This window comes from Parasphingomonas frigoris (assembly GCF_036663815.1).
Lineage (GTDB): Bacteria > Pseudomonadota > Alphaproteobacteria > Sphingomonadales > Sphingomonadaceae > Sphingomonas.
Genome location: NZ_JAXOJQ010000009.1, coordinates 36,458 through 53,851, shown reverse-complemented (window position 1 = coordinate 53,851; position 17,394 = coordinate 36,458). Strand labels below are relative to the sequence as shown.

General features: G+C 67.8%; 14 protein-coding genes and 2 tRNA genes. 11 read left to right on the top strand and 5 right to left on the bottom strand.

Translation table 11 applies throughout. The annotated features are described in order from the left end of the window. The first annotated feature begins 1 nt into the window (after nucleotide 1). On the top strand, nucleotides 2-1,282 hold the full coding sequence (locus U1872_RS19925) for a PAS domain-containing protein (protein WP_332794667.1): 1,281 nt from the start codon (nucleotides 2-4) through the stop codon (nucleotides 1,280-1,282). 73 nt (nucleotides 1,283-1,355) lie between these two features. Beyond that, nucleotides 1,356-2,012 (top strand): sulfite oxidase-like oxidoreductase, encoded by a 657-nt coding sequence (locus U1872_RS19920; protein WP_332794666.1) that lies wholly within the window; start codon nucleotides 1,356-1,358, stop codon nucleotides 2,010-2,012. Nucleotides 2,013-2,061: 49 nt separating this feature from the next. Here the strand turns inward: U1872_RS19920 and U1872_RS19915 are convergent. Continuing rightward, nucleotides 2,062-2,138: transfer RNA gene (locus U1872_RS19915), tRNA-Pro, on the bottom strand. A gap of 171 nt (nucleotides 2,139-2,309) precedes the next feature. Between U1872_RS19915 and U1872_RS19910 the strand changes: the two genes are divergently transcribed. Next, a complete protein-coding gene (locus tag U1872_RS19910) occupies nucleotides 2,310-2,981 on the top strand; it encodes a biliverdin-producing heme oxygenase (protein ID WP_332794665.1) in 672 nt (223 codons plus the stop codon). After that, nucleotides 2,974-5,586, top strand: coding sequence for an HWE histidine kinase domain-containing protein (locus U1872_RS19905; protein ID WP_332794664.1), 2,613 nt, complete (start codon nucleotides 2,974-2,976; stop codon nucleotides 5,584-5,586). Before U1872_RS19910 ends, U1872_RS19905 begins: the two co-directional genes overlap by 8 nt. A gap of 201 nt (nucleotides 5,587-5,787) precedes the next feature. Here the strand turns inward: U1872_RS19905 and U1872_RS19900 are convergent. The 3 genes from U1872_RS19900 to U1872_RS19890 all read right to left on the bottom strand — a co-directional run bounded on the left by U1872_RS19900 (nucleotide 5,788) and on the right by U1872_RS19890 (nucleotide 8,719). Continuing rightward, a tRNA-Ile gene (locus U1872_RS19900) sits at nucleotides 5,788-5,864 on the bottom strand. Between the two features lie 12 nt (nucleotides 5,865-5,876). Continuing rightward, nucleotides 5,877-6,914, bottom strand: a complete 1,038-nt coding sequence (locus U1872_RS19895) for a polysaccharide deacetylase family protein (RefSeq protein WP_332794663.1) — start codon at nucleotides 6,912-6,914, stop codon at nucleotides 5,877-5,879. A gap of 2 nt (nucleotides 6,915-6,916) precedes the next feature. Next, nucleotides 6,917-8,719, bottom strand: coding sequence for a sensor histidine kinase (locus U1872_RS19890; protein WP_443025421.1), 1,803 nt, complete (start codon nucleotides 8,717-8,719; stop codon nucleotides 6,917-6,919). A gap of 224 nt (nucleotides 8,720-8,943) precedes the next feature. On the opposite strand from U1872_RS19890, the gene U1872_RS19885 reads away from it, so the two are divergent. Both U1872_RS19885 and U1872_RS19880 read left to right on the top strand, forming a co-directional pair. Beyond that, nucleotides 8,944-9,411: an Lrp/AsnC family transcriptional regulator gene (locus tag U1872_RS19885; RefSeq protein WP_332794661.1), complete on the top strand. Its 468-nt coding sequence runs from the start codon at nucleotides 8,944-8,946 to the stop codon at nucleotides 9,409-9,411. 588 nt (nucleotides 9,412-9,999) lie between these two features. After that, the gene (locus tag U1872_RS19880; protein WP_332794660.1) at nucleotides 10,000-10,497 is read left to right on the top strand and encodes a VapA/VapB family virulence-associated protein; all 498 of its coding nucleotides are present in this window, start codon (nucleotides 10,000-10,002) and stop codon (nucleotides 10,495-10,497) included. 132 nt (nucleotides 10,498-10,629) lie between these two features. On the opposite strand, the gene U1872_RS19875 is transcribed toward U1872_RS19880, so the two are convergent. Next, on the bottom strand, nucleotides 10,630-11,919 hold the full coding sequence (locus U1872_RS19875) for a tetratricopeptide repeat protein (RefSeq protein ID WP_332794659.1): 1,290 nt from the start codon (nucleotides 11,917-11,919) through the stop codon (nucleotides 10,630-10,632). 184 nt (nucleotides 11,920-12,103) lie between these two features. Between U1872_RS19875 and yaaA the strand changes: the two genes are divergently transcribed. The 5 genes from yaaA (at nucleotide 12,104) to U1872_RS19850 (ending at nucleotide 17,334) form a co-directional block, all read left to right on the top strand. Next, nucleotides 12,104-12,856: a peroxide stress protein YaaA gene (gene yaaA / locus U1872_RS19870; protein WP_332794658.1), complete on the top strand. Its 753-nt coding sequence runs from the start codon at nucleotides 12,104-12,106 to the stop codon at nucleotides 12,854-12,856. Next, on the top strand, nucleotides 12,853-13,551 hold the full coding sequence (locus U1872_RS19865) for an SDR family NAD(P)-dependent oxidoreductase (RefSeq protein ID WP_332794657.1): 699 nt from the start codon (nucleotides 12,853-12,855) through the stop codon (nucleotides 13,549-13,551). The genes yaaA and U1872_RS19865 overlap by 4 nt, the downstream gene beginning before the upstream one ends. 230 nt (nucleotides 13,552-13,781) lie before the next feature. Continuing rightward, nucleotides 13,782-14,099 carry a hypothetical protein gene (locus U1872_RS19860; protein WP_332794656.1) on the top strand — a complete coding sequence of 106 codons (318 nt, stop codon included), beginning with the start codon at nucleotides 13,782-13,784 and terminating at the stop codon, nucleotides 14,097-14,099. A 110-nt stretch (nucleotides 14,100-14,209) separates the two neighbouring features. Continuing rightward, complete coding sequence (gene gyrA, locus U1872_RS19855) at nucleotides 14,210-16,981, top strand: DNA gyrase subunit A (RefSeq protein ID WP_332794655.1); 2,772 nt, start codon at nucleotides 14,210-14,212, stop codon at nucleotides 16,979-16,981. Further along, complete coding sequence (locus U1872_RS19850; RefSeq protein ID WP_332794654.1) at nucleotides 16,978-17,334, top strand: DUF952 domain-containing protein; 357 nt, start codon at nucleotides 16,978-16,980, stop codon at nucleotides 17,332-17,334. Before gyrA ends, U1872_RS19850 begins: the two co-directional genes overlap by 4 nt. Nucleotides 17,335-17,394: the final 60 nt, after the last annotated feature.

Below are 17,394 nucleotides of genomic sequence, written 5' to 3'. Positions count from 1 at the left end.
AATGGATAGTGTTCGTGGGTTCGGGGACGATCGACTCGACATGGGCGAGATCGAGAGCAACCCCGTCGAAGACGCTGGAACGGACGTCGCCGAAACGCCGCTGGGCGTCGGCACCGACGAACGGCGAATGCACGTACGCGCCTATAATCACTGGGTTTCCCTGCTCGGCGGCCGTGCCTATCCGTCGATCGAGGATCTCGATCCGGCGAATATCGCCGACTTCGGCGCGCACAGCGTCCTGCTCGATTTCTCGCTCGGCATCGAAAATCCGGCGATCGCGTTTCTCGGCCGGGCGCTGCGGCAGGAATGTGCGCTCGACTCGACGGCGACGCATATCGCGCAGGTCCCGAGCCGCTCGCTGCTGTCGCGACTGACCGACCAATATCTGCAAATTATCGCGAACCGCGCGCCGATCGGCTTCGAGGCCGAATTCATCAGCACGCGCGGCCACAACACGCTGTATCGCGGCATCCTGATGCCCTTCTCGTCCGACGACGATTCGATCGATTTCATCTACGGGGTGATCAACTGGAAGGAACTGGTCGACCCGGAGACCGAGGCGAGCCTTCACGAAGAGGTCGCCGCCGCCGTCAGCAACGCGCCCAAGACGCTGGCGACCGCGCCGATCTGGGCGGACGGGCCGAGCGCGGATCTCGATCCGGCAGACGCGCTCGACGACGACGCACCGCCCGCCAGCAGTGCAAACCTGACCGATCAGCTGATGCTCGCGCAGCAGACCGCTGCGGCGGTACGCGCTGCCGACACGCGCAGCCGCGCGACGCTCTATCGCGCGCTGGCCCGTGCCTATGATTTCGCCGCCGCCGCCGACGCGCGTCCAGTCGATTATGCCGCGCTGCTCGAATCCGCCGGGATCGCGGTGCAGTTGCGCGCGCCGATGACCCCGGTCGTCAAGCTGGTCTTCGGGACGGATTACGACAAGACACGGCTGACCGAATATGCCGCGGTGCTCGCGCATGCGCGCCGGTTGGACGTCGCGGTCGGCGAATTTGGCGCGTTCGTCGAGGGGTTCGAAGGCGGGATCAAGGGCGTGGTCAAGGCCGAGCGCGCCGCACGGGCGCCCGTCGCGAAGGCTGCATCCCCGGTCGCGACGCGGTTCGCCGCCCATCCGACGATCGCCAGCGTGGCGATCGCGACGACGTGTGCGCGCGGCGACTATGTCGTGCTGCTGGCCCGTGCGGGCGACGCTGGCCAGCTCGATATCGTCGCGACGATCGACGACGATGCAGCGCTCACTGAACGCACCATGCGGCGCGCGCTCTGACCGGCAGCCCTGTCGTCCCCGCTCGACCGCGCCGACATCGGCGCGTACACCAGGCGCGGTGAGGACGGACCCGATGACCGACGACGCAACGCCCCCCGACAGCAAGCTGACCCGCTCGAAGCAGCGCTGGGCGAGCGAGCACAAGTTCATCACCGGCGCGGCCCCGCGCTCGGGCGATGCGCGGCTGCCACCCGGGCAGCATCTCGTGCGCGACTGGCCGGTCCTCGATCTCGGGCGGCAACCCGATATCGCGACCGAGCGCTGGGAATTGCGCATCGGCGGATTGGTCGCGCGCCCGCTGGTCCTCGACTGGGCCGGCTTCATGGCGCTGCCGCAGAGCAAGGCGCGCTCGGACATGCACTGCGTCACGACCTGGTCACGCTACGACAATGACTGGGCCGGCGTTGCGACCCACGACCTGCTCGAAGCAGTCGAGCCGCGCGAAGCGGCCGCGTTCGTGCTGCTGCACGGCTATGACGGCTACACGACCAACGTTCCGCTGGCCGATTTCGCGGCGGACCAGGCAATGATCGTCCACAGCTGGAACGGCGCTCCGCTGACGCGGTCGCACGGCGGGCCGGCGCGGCTGCTGATCCCGCATCTCTATTTGTGGAAAAGCGCGAAGTGGATCCGCGCGATCGACTTTCTCGGCGCCGACCAGGCCGGCTTCTGGGAGCGCAATGGCTATCACATGCGCGGCGACCCGTGGGCCGAGGAGCGCTACAGCTGAAGCATCGCCCGCAGCGTTGAACGCCTTTTCCACGAAGATTTTTGTGAAATGGTCGGGGAGACAGGATTCGAACCTGCGACATCCTGCTCCCAAAGCAGGCGCGCTACCGGACTGCGCCACTCCCCGACGCTGGCTGCGCTTAGGCGGGTCTGCCGCGAAGCGCAAGGATGCTTCGCCGCCGCTCGTGCAGATGACACGATGCGTGGGCCGTGCGGCGTGCGCGCGGACAGCTGCTGCCCGTCCAATGATTTCGAAACAGTGGCGTAACGATTGGTAAGCGCGTATAGATTGCGGCCGATGCCGATCGGCGGTGCCGACCATTTCGGGGGCTGGATGCTAGCTGACGCGAAGACTGGCGCTGATCGCCAAACGCCCGCTCGACTGGCGCAGGCGAGCGCGGCGCCCGCGGGGCGCCCAGCGGCCCGTTCGGCGCGGGCGATCCTGCGCTCGGCCACAGACTCGGTGCACCAGCGGATGCACCGCCATCCGGGCTTCGCCGCGCTGGCCGACGGAACGATCGAACGCGCCGCCTATCGTGCGCTGCTCGCGCGCATTCACGGCTTTTATCGCAGTGTCGAAGCACGCCTCGCGCTCGGCAATGCCCGCAGCACCGCGCTGGCCGACGATCTGGTCGACCTCGGTCTGTCGCGCGGCACGCTCGAAGCGCTGCCGTCGTGCGCGCCGCTCCAGATCGGCGAGTCCCCCGCCGAGACGATCGGGGCGCGCTACGTCGTGTTCGGCGCGTCGCTCGGCGGTCAGGTCATGGCAAAGGCACTGGCGCGGCGCGCGCCCGCTTTGCCGACGCGGTTTCTGTGCGGGACCGGCAGCGCCGACTGGTCCCGCTTCGTCGCGAGCCTCGACGCGCACCTGCCCGACGGCGCCGCGCGCGCGCTCGCGGCCCGCGCGGCGGTAACAACCTTCGCCGCGCTCGAGGGCTGGATGGACGGATGGAGGCCGCACGATGACTGATCGCACCGAAGCTGGCGTCGATCTCACCAATTGCGATCGCGAGCCGATCCACATCCCCGGTGCGATCCTGCCGCACGGCGCGCTTCTCGCGGTCGACCCCGAAACCCTGCAGATCGAACAGATCGCCGGCGACGTGGCGGGGCTGTTCGGTGCCGATGCGGCACTGCTCGTCGGCAGCCCGCTCTCGGCGATTTTCGACGAACGCCAGATCGAGCGGCTGCGCGGCTTGATCGAATCCTCCAGCCTCGCGCGACCGCGGCACCTGCTCGATCCGCTGCTGCGCGTGGTGATCGGGCGGCCGGTCGATGCGAGCGTCCATCTGATCGACGGCGTGATGGTGATCGAGGTCGAGGATGCCGACCTGGCCGATCGCCATGCGATGGACCCGCTGGCCAGCGTCCAGGAAATGTTCGACGGGCTCGCCGAAACCCACGACCTGAGCGCCTTCTGCCAGCATGCGGCAGAGCGCGTCCGCTTCGTCACCGGCTATGATCGGGTGATGGTCTACCAGTTCCTGCACGACGAATCCGGCTGGGTCTGCGCCGAGGCGCGGGATCCCGAGATGGCGCCGTTCCTCGACCTGCATTATCCCGCGTCGGACATCCCGCAGCAGGCGCGCGCGCTGTATCGCACCAGCTGGCTGCGGCTGATCACCGCGGTCGACTATACCCCTGCCCCGCTGCTGCCGCCGATCAACCCGCGCAGCGGCCGCCCGCTCGACATGAGCTATGCCACGTTGCGCGACGTGTCGCCGATCCACCGCGAATATCTGCGCAACATGGGCGTCGATGGGTCGATGTCGATCTCGATCATTTCCGAGGGCAGATTGTGGGGGCTGATCGCCTGCCACCACCGCACCCCGCGCCGCTTGCCGCGCCATCTGCGCGCGGTGTGCGAGCTGTTCGGGTCGATGTTCTCGCTCCAGCTCGAAGCGCGCGTGCGGGCCGACGAGCTCGAGGCGCGGTTGCGCTCGCGCACGACGCTGGCCGAGATCATGCAGGCGCTCGCCCCGGTCGACGATTATGCCGACGGCCTCGTCGCGCAGGAACGGGCGCTGCTTGCGTATCTCGCCGACGACGCGCGGCCGCGCGGCGGCGTCGCGATCAGCGTCGATGGGGTCGTTACGCCGTTCGGCAGCACCCCGAGCGTCGCACAGATCGATGCGCTGTCCACCTGGCTGACGACGCACATGCAGGATTTCGAGGGCGTCTTCGCCACCGACCGGCTGGGCGAACTCTATCCACCCGGGCGCGACTTTGCCGGTGTCGCGTCGGGCGTGCTGGCGATTTCGGTGTCGCGCGACCCGCAGGATTTCGTCTTCTGGTTCCGCCCCGAGGTGATCGCTAACGTCCGCTGGGCCGGCGATCCGCGCAAGCCGGTGACGTTCGGGGTCAATGGCGCGCGCCTCACCCCGCGCAAATCGTTCGAGTCGTGGGCCGAGACGGTGCGCGGCCATTCGACACCATGGCGCAAATCGGAGCGCGACGCCGCGTTCGACCTGCGCGTGTCGCTACTCGAGGTCGTGCTGCGGCGGATCGACGCCACGGCCCGCGCGCGCCAGCGCGCCTGGGAGCAGGAACGGCTGCTGATGGCCGAGCTCGACCACCGCGTGAAGAATACGCTCGCCAACATCCAGGCGATGGTGTGGCAGAGCAGCCGCAGCGCCACCTCGCTGACGGCGTTCACCGAAGGGCTCGATCGGCGGATTCGTTCGCTGTCGCGCGCCCACAGCCTGTTGACGCAGAGCCGTTGGGAAGGCGTGTCGATCGCCGGGCTGATCCACGAAGAACTCGACGCCTACCAGGCCGATCCGCACGTCATCGCGATCGAAGGGCCGGCGGTGACCCTGACACCGAAGGCGGCGCTGGCGATTTCGCTCGCGGTGCACGAGTTGGCGACCAACGCGGCGAAATATGGCGCCTTGTCGAGCACGACCGGCCGGCTCGACGTTTCGTGGCAGATTGATCGCGACGGCACCCTGGCGCTGTCGTGGCGCGAAAGTGGCGGGCCGATCGTCACCGAACCGTCGCGGCGTGGCTTCGGCTCGACGCTGATCGAGCGCGCGCTGGCGATGGAGACCGGCGGCAAGTCGCAGCTGCGCTTTGCGCCGAGCGGCGTCGTCTGCTTGATCGTCCTGCCGGTCGCCGCGATCCAGAAGATCGAGTCCGCCAACCCGCCCGCCGCCGCCCCCGCGATCGCGGCGAGCACGCCCGCGCCGATCCCGCCCGCACCGGCAAAGCGTCGCGTGCTAGTGGTCGAGGATTCGGCGCTGGTGCTGATGGCGATCGAATATGTCCTCGCCAACCTCGGATGGGACCTCGTCGGCCCGGCCACGCGGCTGTCGGAAGCGGTGCCGCTGGCGCGGGAGGCGCGCCTCGATGCCGCGTTGCTCGACGTCAACCTCGACGGCGAGATGTCGTGGGAGGTCGCCGAGATCCTGCAGGACCGCGGCGTGCCGTTCGCCTTCACCACCGGCTATGACGGTGCGATGATGCTGCCCGAGCGTTTTGCCGGACAGCCGATCATCAACAAGCCGTTCGACGGCAACGACGTCCTGCGGACGCTCGGGACGTTGACGCGCGAAGCCGAGGTCGGCGTCGGCTGAGCAGGCGCGCGGCGACGGACCGCCCGACTCCCCCACAGCCCGCGCGCTTCGACGTGGCGTTCGCGCGCTGCACTCGGGTCGCCACGCCGCCTTTGCTCCCACGATCGGCGGCCTGCGCCGATCTGCAAGGATGATCGGCCGTAGCGGCCTGCATCGATCGCGGGTTGCAGCCTCACCCGCTCAGCGGATCTGCGGGGGTGGTGGTGGGCCCGGCAGGACTTGAACCCGCAACCTAGCCGTTATGAGCGGCCAGCTCTAACCAGTTGAGCTACAGGCCCCCGCGGCGAGCGTTAGCGCCGTGGCCCCGGCGCTGGCAAGCCCGTAGCGGCGATGATCTCGTCGAGCGAGGCGGCGCCTATGCCGCGCCGCGCGAGATCGCCCAGCACGCCGTCCCACCAGCGGTGAAAGCGCGCGAGATCGGCGGCGTCGCGGACATAGGGTGTGTGCCCGGGCGCGACCGAAGGCGAGTGGAAGGCGAAGTTGAGCAGCCGCAGCCCCTCGCCCACCGCGACCGCCACCGCCTCGAGCGCATCGCGCAGCGGCATGTCCTCGGGGGTCAGCGCGACGCGTGACAGAAGATGCGTGCGGGCGAACAGTCCACGTCCCCGCGGGATGGGACCAAGCGCGCGGTACAATGCCGTCCCGCCGCGACGCAACGCACCGGTGTACACTGTCGTCAGCGGCAGTTCGACGACAGCGCCCGCCGGCCCCGTGCGAAACGCCGCATTGCCGATCGCCGCGAAATCGGGCCCGCCATCGGCCGTGTAGGCATAGCGCGCGCGCATCGAGCTATCGAGCCGGTAGCCGCGCTCGGCGAGCAGCCGCAGCGTCGTCGGGCCGATCCCGTACCGCCCGGCCCGGTAGACCAATGGTCGGCGGCCGAACGCAGCCACGATGGCGTCGGTCAGCACGTCGAGCTTGGCCGCCTCGAGCGCCGGGGGCAGATTGCCCGCGTAGCTGTTCGCCGGCGTCAGCGCCTCGTCGAACGGGGGATTGACCCACGGGTGCAATTGCGTGCCGACCGCGGACACGCCGTCCGCCAGCGCGCCGCGCAGCACGTCGACCGCGAAGGCATCGGCCACGATCGGATAATCGACCATATAGGTCAGCGGGACGCCTCGATCGGCAAAGCGCGCGTGCGCCGCCGGCAGCGCCGCCATCGCGCCGACCGAATGCGCGTCGCGGGCGAGCGGTGCGCTCCAGTCGAACTCCTCCTCGGTATCGACGAACACGGTGAAGCGCGTGCCGAACGCGTCGGGCCAGGCGATCAGCTCGGCCGGCGCGGGCGCTGGCGGTCGATACGCGGGGGGTGGCGCTGCGACGGCCACGATCAGTTTGAAGAGGCCTGCCCCATGCTCGCAGGAAAGGCGGCCGGCAGCCGCAAAGTCAAGCTCTTGTCGCCGATCACCAGGCTACCGCGCAGCTCGGCGGCAAGGTTGCGCGCCAGACGCAGCGCGAAACCGGTGCCGAGCAGCGGCGCGCCCTCGCGCTCCGCCTCTGCCTCGGCGTCGATCGTCAGCAGGCTTTCCTCGGGATAGGCGGCGAGAGCACGCGGCCGATCGAACTGGATCACCACCGCAGCCTCGCTCCGCGTCGCGCTGGTCGCAATCCGCTCGCCCAGGCTGCCCGAGGCGACCAACGTCGCCAGCAACCGCGCGACCAGCCGCTCGACTGCGCGATCGTCGCCGAGGATCGCCAGCGCTTCGTCGTCGGTCTTAAAGTCGAGGATGGCGCCGCGCAGGGTGGCGAGCGGCGCCAGATCCGCGAGGATCTGCGCGAACAGCGGCGCCACCGGCACATCGCCGGCGCGCAGGTCGAGGGCATGCGTCTCGAGCCGCGCGGCCATGTCGAGATCGTCGATCGCATTGAGCAGGCTGCTCGTCTGGCTGCGGATCGCGGCGGCCTGCGCGCGATAGCCGGCCGGTACCGGGCCGAGCATCTGCGATTCGATCATCTCCGAAAAGCCCGCGATCGCGTTGGTCGGCGTGCGCAGTTCATGCACGAGCTGGCGTAACGCCTCGACGCCCGGATTGCGCGTTTCGCGCGTCGGCGCGGCGGTCTCGTCGGGGCGCGGGCGACGCGCGGTCCCACGGTAGCCGGCGAAGCGGCCATTGGCACGGTCGAACACCGGGATCGCGCTGATCCGCCACTGACCGGCAGCATCGGAATGGCCGTCGACGACGAGCCGCGCATCGGCGAAGCTGGCGCGCCGGCGGAACGCTCCGGCTGCGACGCCGTCGACCTGTGAGCCGACCGAGGCTGGCTTGCTGTCGAGCGAGAGGCCGATCAGCGGCGCGCGGGCGGCGCCCTCGATCCAGCGGACGATCCCGCCGGCATCGGTTTCGAAGCGAAACCCCTCGGCCGGCTGCGGATCGTGCGCGAACAGTGCGAACTGGGGGTCGATCCGCAATTGCGACGGGAGCGTGCTCGGCACCTCTTCGCGCTGCCGCTGGTAGGCGTCGATCCGCGCGACCAGCTCGGCGATCGGGAAGGTCCCGCCTTGCGGCGATGGTGCGGCCCCTGCCTCGCCTCTGGTGCCGGCGCGCTCGGCCTGGCGTCGCGCCTCGGCGACGAGCGGGATGCCGGCCGCGGCTGTCGCGATCGACACGAACGGCGAAACGGCGGCAATGGTCTGCGGAAAATCGGGCGTGTCGCTGACTGGATCCGCGGTCGACGTCAGCGCTTGCTCGGGCGACACGACGTCGTGGGCGGTATCGGCGGCGAGCGGTTCAGCCGCGACAGCATCGGGAGCGCCGAGCACGAAATCGACACTGCCGAAGCTCTCGAGCGCACGGACCACCGCGGCGGGGAGATCGCGCCGGTGGCGCAGGATCGAGCGCGCCGCCGGCGTCAGCCGCGGCAGGATCGCGATCCATTCGCGCGCTTCCAGTTGCGCTGTCCGCAGCACCGGCGCGGATACCGTCAGCGCATCCTCGGCAAAGAGCGACACCAGCATCGCGGGCGGCGAGGCGAACGCGAGCGCGCGTGCGCTTGCCGCACGGACCGGCAGCGCGACGGCGTCCCGGATTGTGCGGAGCCGCGCGAGCGCTGCATCGCTTGCCGGCGCGCGGCCCCGGCCGATCAGGTCGACGAGCTGGCGCCATGCCGACTGCGCGCCGAACGACGTCGACATTTCTGCCGAGAGCACCGTTTCAAGGCTGTCGTCGAAGCGCACGCTTTCCTATCCCCAAGCGGACGCGGGTGCGCCGTAAGAATTTCTTAACCGGCGGAGCGACTCGGCGGAAGCCCAAGATTTCGAGGCGTCGCATTGTGGGACAATTGCGTTCGCCGGCAATTATCTTATACCGAGCGCCATTATGTCTTTGCAAAATACGCGTCGCCGGGGAGCCGAGTGCAATGAGCTTTGATTCGATCGACCGTCGCATCCTGGAACTTCTTCAGGACGACGGGCGGATGACCAATGTCGAACTGGCCGAACGGGTTGGGCTGACCGCGCCGCCGTGCCTACGCCGGGTTCGCGCGCTCGAGGAGGCCGGCGCGATCCGCGGCTATCATGCCGAAATCGATGCCGCAACGATGGGCTATCCGATCACCGTCTTTGCGATGGTCTCGCTGCGGAGCCAGGCCGAACACGACCTCGCCGCGTTCGAGGAGCATGTCGCCACGATTCCCGAGGTGCGCGAATGCCACATGCTCAATGGCGAAATCGACTTCATCCTCAAGATCGTCGCGAGCGATCTGAAGAGCTTCCAGGAGATCCTGATGACGCACCTCACCCCCGCGCCCAACGTGACAAGCGTCAAGACCTCGCTGACGATCCGCACCGCCAAGGCGCTGCCGGGGATCCCGATCCGCACCAGCTGAGCGCCGCACCGCCGCCTGCCACCGCGGGAGCAATGACCGGCCGGCGTTCCTCAGATCCAGCTACGACCGTCGATCGCGCCGCAGCCATATGGCGGCAGTTGCCCGGGGAAGCGCTCCTTGAGCGTGTGGCACCCCCAGCGGCGCAGCGGCGCGGGCGCATAGCCGTTGAGCGCGATAGCGACTTCGTCATACGGGCTGCCGCTATGGGCGACATAGCTGTATCAGCGCCCCCCGAACATGACGACCGCCGCGACGATGACGACGGTCAGGACTTTCAACAGCTTCTGGACGGATTTTTCTTGGATGCGGGAGGGCCGGCGGCTGTGGGCCGTGGCGGACGGCGCCGCAAGGGCGCAGGCGTCTCGTAGCGATGGCGCGAGAGGCCGCTACGTCAGCGCGCGCCCGGCAGATTCACCTTAGCGACAGTAGGGCAACAACTGTCCGCCCTGAAACCCACCCGCCAGATGATGGTTAGCAATCCAGTATAAAACAAATATCGTCTGACTTTACGCTCGTAACGTTTAGTATTCGCATCGAATCATCTCATATTTGATTCGCGTAAGCGTTCATCCATAACGGAGAAAACTTATGACTATTACAGACGAGGACCTGAAGGACGTCGCAGCGGGATCGGAAGCCTGGCTGCGCGGCAAGATTGACGATGCCGAGGTCGACAAATGCGTCGCCGGAATCATCGGAAGCAACGCCGCCGGCGACGAGACGACCTTGACGATCGAGGCAGTGTCCGAAAACCAGTCGGTAACGGGCGTGACCGGCACAACCATCTGCGTCATCTTCTACTGGCGCGTGACGTTGGAAACGCCGGACGGCCATCGCTACACGGGCAATGCCGGCGGCGTCGGGTCGATCGGCGGTGGCGGGATCCAGGGCGGCAAGCTGTGGGGCTTCCCCGATCTCAACACGCTCTATTCGAAGGCGGTCAGCTTCCAGTTCAATTCGGGCGCGGTCGCGCTCAACATCAACTTCTTCGACCGCGACAGCAAATTGGTCGGGTCGTTCGTCGGCGGGGGTCTGGGCATTTGCCTCGGCACCGGTGGCGGATCGGGATCGTGGCAGCCATCCTGAACCCAGCGCGCATTCCCGGCCAGGCTGGCCGGGAATGCGTTTCGCCCGGCATACCGTTTCGCCCGATAGCGAGCCCCAACGAAAAAGGGCGACCCGCAGGCCGCCCCTTCCCAACGAACAGACTGTCCGCGCTTATGCCGCTGGCGGCGCGTCGACGAACACCGTCCACAGCCGGGCAATCGACTTGTTCGGCTCCGAAGCGACCTTGGCGAGCGTCGTCTTGGCGGCGGCGCGGTCACCCGACAGCGCAAGCGCCATGCCGAGGCGCAGGTTGTTGCGGTCGGCGTCGGGCGCACCCTTGGTCTCGCACAGGCGATACATTTCGATCGCCTTGGCGTAGTTGCGCGTGCCGAAATAGGCGTCGCCCGCCTGCTGGGCGAGATCGCCCTTCGGCGCGCCGAGCGCATTCTTTTCCTTGATCGCAAGCGAGGTGCTTCCCGCGATGCCGGTCTTGGCGCGCGTCAGTTCCTCGGTCGCGGTCACGTTGCCCGCCGGGATCACCTTCGAGGCGAAGCCCTCGTCGATCACGGTCTTGGCTTCGTTCGGCAGGCCGATCGTCAGCGCGGCGTCGGCATAATCGATATATTCCTTCTGCCCGGCCTGGCTCTTGGTGGCCCACAGCAAGCGATACAGATCGATCCGGTTCTTGCTGTACTTGACTGCAGCCGGCCCCTGGAAGCCGAACGTGTAGATCGCGCCGCGCCAGTTGGCGGGGGTGCCATATTCGGTCAGCCAGGCCGCGGTCCAGGCATCGGCCTGCTCGGTCTTGCCGGCCTTGCCGAGGCGGGTGAAGGCATATTTGTACCAGGCTTCGGGCGCCTTGCGGCCAGCGGCCTTCTCGGCCTTGACCGCCGATTCGAGATCGTTGGTGCCGCCGATGACGTCGCCGCCCTCGACCTTGGCGCGCGCGATGTTGAGCAGCAGGTCGTCGTTGGTGAAACCGAGGTCACGCGCCTTGCTGTAATATTCGACGGCCTGCGGATAATTCTTCAGCGAGTAAGCGAAGCCGGCGCGCTCATTGTACCGGATGCCGAGTTCGGCTTTCGGTGTCGCCGGGTTGGCGATCAGCGCGTCGAGCGGCGGGGTCAGCTTCTGGATGCGGTTGGCCTCAGGCTGGCCCTGCGTCTGCGCGCTCACCAGCGCCAGGCGCAGGCCCGATGCCAGATACTTTTCATAATCGCTCTTGGCGGCGGCATCGAGCGCGTTGACCGCGGCTTCGCCCTTGACGAGGTCCTTCGGCGTCGCGCTGAGCGCGGTCTGCGCATCGACCGCAGCGGCGCGGGCTTCCTTCGACAGGCTCGGCGCGGGCGCGCCGTCGGCGGCCTTGTCCTTCTTGGCAGCGAGCGCCGGGGTGACGAGCGCCGCGCCGTTCATGCCGACGACGAGCGCGGCGGCCAAAGCGATTTTCGAAACCATCTTCATTGTCGAACTCTCCTCATGCCACGCAGCCCCGCGCGGCGGAATGCTGCCGCCGCTCTAACGCCACGGGTTATACCGTCAAGCGACCGCAATAGTGTCACCGTGGCTGAACACCGCATGAGCGCGTTATATCCCTCGGCGCGAGACCCTTTGACGCGTCGGCCGCGCGCGCCTAACCGCGTCGGCGATGATCGCGTTGCTTTCCCCCGCCAAGACGCTCGATTACGAGAGTCCCCTGCCCCCGCTCACCGCGACCACCCCGCGCTTTGCCGCCGAGGCCGAATCGCTCGCCAAATCGGCGGCGAATCTGTCGCAGAAGCGGCTGTCCGAGCTGATGCACATCTCGCCCAAGCTGGCCAAGCTCAACGCCGACCGCTTCGCCGGGTTCGCCGGTGCGCCCGAGCGGCCGGCGCTGTTTGCCTTTGCGGGCGACGTCTACACCGGGTTCGAGGCGCAGACGCTCGACGAACCCGCGATCGCCTTCGCGCAGGATCATGTGCGGATGCTGTCGGGGCTGTACGGCCTGCTCCGCCCGCTCGACGCGATGAAGCCGTATCGCCTGGAGATGGGGACGCGCTGGGCGCCGCGTCGGCACAGCCTGTACGAATGGTGGGGCGACCGCATCGCCGCCGCGGTGCGCGAGGAGGTCTCGGACGAAGGATCGGGCGTCGTGCTCAACCTCGCCAGCCAGGAATATTTCGGCGCGGTGCTCGGCAAGCTCGACGGCGTGCGCGTCATCGACGTCGATTTCCGCGAGCCCGGCCCCGACGGCCCGCGCTTCGTCAGCTTCCACGCCAAGAAGGCCCGCGGGCTCGTCGCACGCTGGCTGTGTGAGCATCGCATCACGGAGATCGACGACATGAAGGGCTTCGACACCGACGGCTATCGTTTCGACAAGGCCGAGAGCACGGCCGATCGCTGGCGGTTCGCGCGGTCATGAGCGGCGCGGCAGTCATCATCGGCGCGTCGGGCGGGATCGGCGCGGCGTTCGAGGCGGCGCTGATCGAGGAAGGCACGTATGACGTCGTCCACGGTTTCGCGCGGTCGCGCACCGGCGCGCAGTATCTCGACCTGACCGACGAGGCGAGCATCGCGGCAGCGGCAGCGCACGTCGCCAAGGGCCCTGCCCCGAAGCTGGTGATCGTCGCGACCGGCATCCTGCATGACGATGCGCACGGCCCCGAAAAGGCGCTGCGCGAGCTCGACCCGGCGTGGTTGGCGCGGGTGCACGCGATCAACACGATCGGCCCCGCGCTCGTCGCCAAGCACTTCCTGCCGATCACGCCCAAGACCGGCCGCAACGTCTTCGCCGCGCTGTCGGCGCGCGTCGGCAGCATTTCGGACAACAAGATGGGCGGCTGGCACGGCTATCGCGCGTCGAAGGCCGCGCTCAACATGCTCGTGCGCACCATCGCGATCGAGGAAAAGCGCCGCAACGACCGCGCGATCGTCGTCGCCTTGCATCCCGGCACGGTCGACACCGCGCTGTCGAAGCCGTTCCAGGGCAATGTCCAGCCGGGCCGGCTTTTCGACACCGAGCGCGCCGCGCTCCAACTGCTCGACGTGATCGAGGAGCTGAAAGCCCCCGATACCGGCAAGCTGTTCGATTTCGAAGGCAAGGAAGTGCCGTTCTGAGCTAGCGGAATGCTCTCCCACCCGTTCGCCCTGAGCCTGTCGAAGGGCAACGCTCCCCAAGTGCCGGTGCCCGCGGTCCAAGCGGGACTTCGACGGGCTCAGCCTGAACGGGATAGGAGCCGCGGCTCCATGACGAACTTGTCATCGTCGACCCATTGATATGGTCGCAGATCGGCCGCATTCTCCCGGCCATCGCGCATAACGCTCGAAGGTTTTTTGAGGGGACCGTCATGATCAGACACGCATTCACCGCCATCGTCCTGCTGTCGGGCACTGCCGCACTCGCGCAGACGCCCGTCGCGACCAAGACGACCACCAAAACCACCGTCGCCAAGCCAGCCGCTGCGCCGACGACCAAGACGATGGTGACGACCACCAAGACCACCCCGCCCACCACGGCGGTCAAGGCCACCACCGTCGCACATTCGCGCACCACCAAGACGACCACCACCGGCGGCCGCATGGTCCAGGCGAAACTCGCCAACGGCAAGACCGTGACCTACAATTGCTCGCTGCCGGGCAACAAGACCAAGGCGGCCTGCAAATAACGCTCTCCCCACCCCTGCGCCCCGCTCCGGGACATGCGCAGGGGTGGCATTCGTCGCCGTGCTGGGCTAGGGTTGTCGCAATCCCGTAACACAGCCGAAGGCACCGAAAATTGACCGACGAGACCGTGCTCGCCGACCCTTCCGATATTGCGCCGATCTCGATCGTCGACGAGATGAAGTCGAGCTATCTCGACTATGCGATGAGCGTGATCGTCGCGCGCGCGCTGCCCGACGTTCGTGACGGCCTGAAGCCCGTCCACCGCCGCATCCTGTGGTCGGCGAGCGAAAGCGGCTTCGTCTACAACCGCCCGTATCGCAAATGCGCGCGCATCGTCGGTGATGCGATGGGTAAGTATCACCCGCACGGCGACAGCTCGATCTACGACGCCTTGGTCCGCATGGCGCAGGACTGGTCGATGCGCGTCACGCTGATCGACGGCCAGGGCAATTTCGGGTCGATGGATCCGGATAAGGCCGCGGCGATGCGCTACACCGAGGCGCGTCTCGCCAAGGTGACGAATTCGCTGCTCGAGGACATCGACAAGGACACCGTCGATTTCACGCCGAACTACGATGGCTCGGAGCGCGAGCCTTCGGTGCTCCCGGCGCGCTTCCCCAATCTGCTCGTCAACGGCGCGGGCGGTATCGCGGTCGGCATGGCGACCAACATCCCGCCGCACAATCTCGGCGAGGTGATCGACGCGACGCTCGCGATGCTCGACGCCAGGACCGGCGCGCGCGAGCCGCTCACTACCGAGGAACTGCTCGAGATCGTCCCCGGTCCCGATTTCCCGACCGGCGCGATCATCCTCGGCCGCTCGGGCGCGCGCTCGGCCTATGAGACCGGCCGCGGCTCGGTGATCATCCGCTCGCGCTACGTCGTAGAGGAAGGCCGCGGCGACCGCCGCTCGATCGTGCTGACCGAGATCCCCTACCAGACCGGCAAGAACGGCCTGGTCGAGAAGATCGCCGAGGCCGCCAAGGACAAGCGCATCGAAGGCGTCAGCGACATTCGCGACGAATCGAGCCGCATGGGCGTGCGCATCGTCATCGACCTCAAGCGCGATGCGACCCCCGACGTCGTGCTCAACCAATTGTGGCGCCACACCCCGGCGCAGTCGAGCTTCCCGGCGAACATGCTCGCGATCCGCGGCGGCCGCCCCGAATTGCTCAACCTGCGCGACATCCTCGAAGCGTTCGTCGGCTTCCGCGAGGAAGTCATCACGCGCCGCTCGAAGTTCGAGCTCGCCAAGGCGCGCGAGCGGGCACATCTGTTGCTCGGCCTCGTCATCGCGGTCAGCAACCTCGACGAGGTCGTCAAGATCATCCGCGGCTCGTCGAGCCCCGCCGCGGCGCGCGAAGCCTTGCTCTCGCGCGATTGGCCGATCGCCGACATCGCGCCCTACATCCGGCTGGTCGAGGCGGTCGACACCGAGGTCACCGGCGCGACCTATCGCCTGTCCGAACTGCAGGTCCGCGCGATCCTCGACCTGCGCCTGCATCGCCTGACGGCGCTCGGACGCGACGAGATCGGCAACGAGCTCCAGGGCCTCGCCGATTCGATCGCCGAGTTGCTCGAGATCCTCGCCAACCGCGCCAAGCTGTACGCCGTGATGCGCGAAGAGCTGGTCGCCGTCCGCGCCGAATTCGCCACGCCGCGCAAAACCGAGATCGCCGCTGCCGCCGACGGCATCGACGACGAGGATCTGATCGAGCGCGAGGACATGGTCGTCACCGTGACGATGCAGGGCTATATCAAGCGCACCACGCTCGACACCTTCCGCGCGCAGGCGCGCGGCGGCAAGGGCCGCGCAGGGATGGCGACCAAGGACGAGGACGCGATCACCAACCTGTTCGTGACCTCGACCCACACGCCGGTGCTGTTCTTCTCGACGCTCGGCAAGGTCTACCGGATGAAGGTCTGGAAGTTGCCCGAGGGTGGCGCCGCGACGCGCGGGCGGCCGATGATCAACCTGCTCCCGCTGGCCGAGGGCGAGGTCATCTCGACCGTGCTCGCGTTGCCGGAGGACGAGGCCGAATGGGCGAAGCTGCACGTGATGTTCGCCACCGCGAACGGCAGCGTGCGCCGCAACTCGATGGACGCCTTCGCCAACATCCCGACCGCGGGCAAGATCGCGATGAAGTTCGAGGGGATCGACGAAGACGATCGCCTGATCGGCGTTGCGTTGCTGAGCGAGGAAGACGACGTCCTGCTCGCCACGCGCGCGGGCAAGGCGATCCGCTTCGCCGCGCATGAGGTGCGCGAGTTCCAGAGCCGAAACTCGACCGGCGTGCGCGGCATGGCGCTCAAGGGCGAGGACAAGGTCATCTCGCTCTCGATCCTACACCGCGTCGGCGCAACGCCCGACGAGCGCGAGGATTACCTCCGCTTCGCCCCGTGGAAGGGCGAGAAGGACGGCGAACCCACGATGGAGCCCGCGCGCTATCAGGAGCTGATGGAGCGCGAGCAGTTCGTGCTGACCGTCTGCGAGAACGGCTATGGCAAGATCTCGTCGGCCTATGACTATCGCCGCACCGGGCGCGGTGGCCAGGGCATCACCAACATCGACAATATCGGTCGCAACGGCCCCGTCGTCGCGAGCTTTGCCGCGACCAAGGGCCATCAGCTGATGCTCGTCACCGACCAGGCGAAGGTGATCCGCACAACGCTCGGCTCGATGCGCGTGATCGGCCGCAACTCGGCGGGCGTGAAGCTGTTCGATGTCGGCAAGAACGAGCATGTCGTCTCGGCCGCGCGGATCGAAGAGTCCGAAGGCGACGCCGAGGCCGATGTGCGCGACCTGACCGCGGTCGAGATCGCGCCCGACGACACCGCCGACACCGGCGACGATCTCGCCGCCGGCCCGGAGAATGGCGAATGAGCGACCTGCCGCTGACCGCGTACAAGGTGCTCACCGCCGAGCAGATGGCGACGCTGGAGACCGAGGAATCCTTCGCCGGTGCGCCGGTCGATCTCGCCGATGGCTACATCCATCTCTCGACTGCCGAACAGCTGACCGAGACGGTCGACAAGCATTTCGCCGGGCAAAGCGACCTGCATGTCGCCGCGGTCGATCTCGGGTCGTTCGGTGCTGGGTTGAAGTGGGAGGAGTCGCGCGGGGGCCAACTCTTCCCGCACCTCTACGGTGGCCCGCTGCTGCTCGAGACGGTGATCGCCTACGGTCCGCTCGAGCGCGATGCAGGGGGCAAGGTCAAGCTCCCCGTCGCCGGCTGATCAGCCGCGCATCGCGCCGGCCTTGGTCGGCGAACGGCCTGCCCTTGCTCGATCGTTCGC

What these genes read in the sequence shown, in the direction of transcription:
- U1872_RS19880 (WP_332794660.1), top strand. Translation starts at nt 10,000, where the DNA reads ATGACTATTACAGACGAGGACCTGAAGGACGTCGCAGCGGGATCGGAA.
- U1872_RS19910 (WP_332794665.1), top strand. Translation starts at nt 2,310, where the DNA reads ATGCCGATCGGCGGTGCCGACCATTTCGGGGGCTGGATGCTAGCTGAC.
- U1872_RS19885 (WP_332794661.1), top strand. Translation starts at nt 8,944, where the DNA reads ATGAGCTTTGATTCGATCGACCGTCGCATCCTGGAACTTCTTCAGGAC.
- U1872_RS19875 (WP_332794659.1), bottom strand. Translation starts at nt 11,919, where the DNA reads ATGAAGATGGTTTCGAAAATCGCTTTGGCCGCCGCGCTCGTCGTCGGC.
- U1872_RS19920 (WP_332794666.1), top strand. Translation starts at nt 1,356, where the DNA reads ATGACCGACGACGCAACGCCCCCCGACAGCAAGCTGACCCGCTCGAAG.
- U1872_RS19860 (WP_332794656.1), top strand. Translation starts at nt 13,782, where the DNA reads ATGATCAGACACGCATTCACCGCCATCGTCCTGCTGTCGGGCACTGCC.
- U1872_RS19850 (WP_332794654.1), top strand. Translation starts at nt 16,978, where the DNA reads ATGAGCGACCTGCCGCTGACCGCGTACAAGGTGCTCACCGCCGAGCAG.
- yaaA (WP_332794658.1), top strand. Translation starts at nt 12,104, where the DNA reads ATGATCGCGTTGCTTTCCCCCGCCAAGACGCTCGATTACGAGAGTCCC.
- U1872_RS19890 (WP_443025421.1), bottom strand. Translation starts at nt 8,719, where the DNA reads ATGTCGACGTCGTTCGGCGCGCAGTCGGCATGGCGCCAGCTCGTCGAC.
- U1872_RS19925 (WP_332794667.1), top strand. Translation starts at nt 2, where the DNA reads ATGGATAGTGTTCGTGGGTTCGGGGACGATCGACTCGACATGGGCGAG.
- U1872_RS19905 (WP_332794664.1), top strand. Translation starts at nt 2,974, where the DNA reads ATGACTGATCGCACCGAAGCTGGCGTCGATCTCACCAATTGCGATCGC.
- U1872_RS19865 (WP_332794657.1), top strand. Translation starts at nt 12,853, where the DNA reads ATGAGCGGCGCGGCAGTCATCATCGGCGCGTCGGGCGGGATCGGCGCG.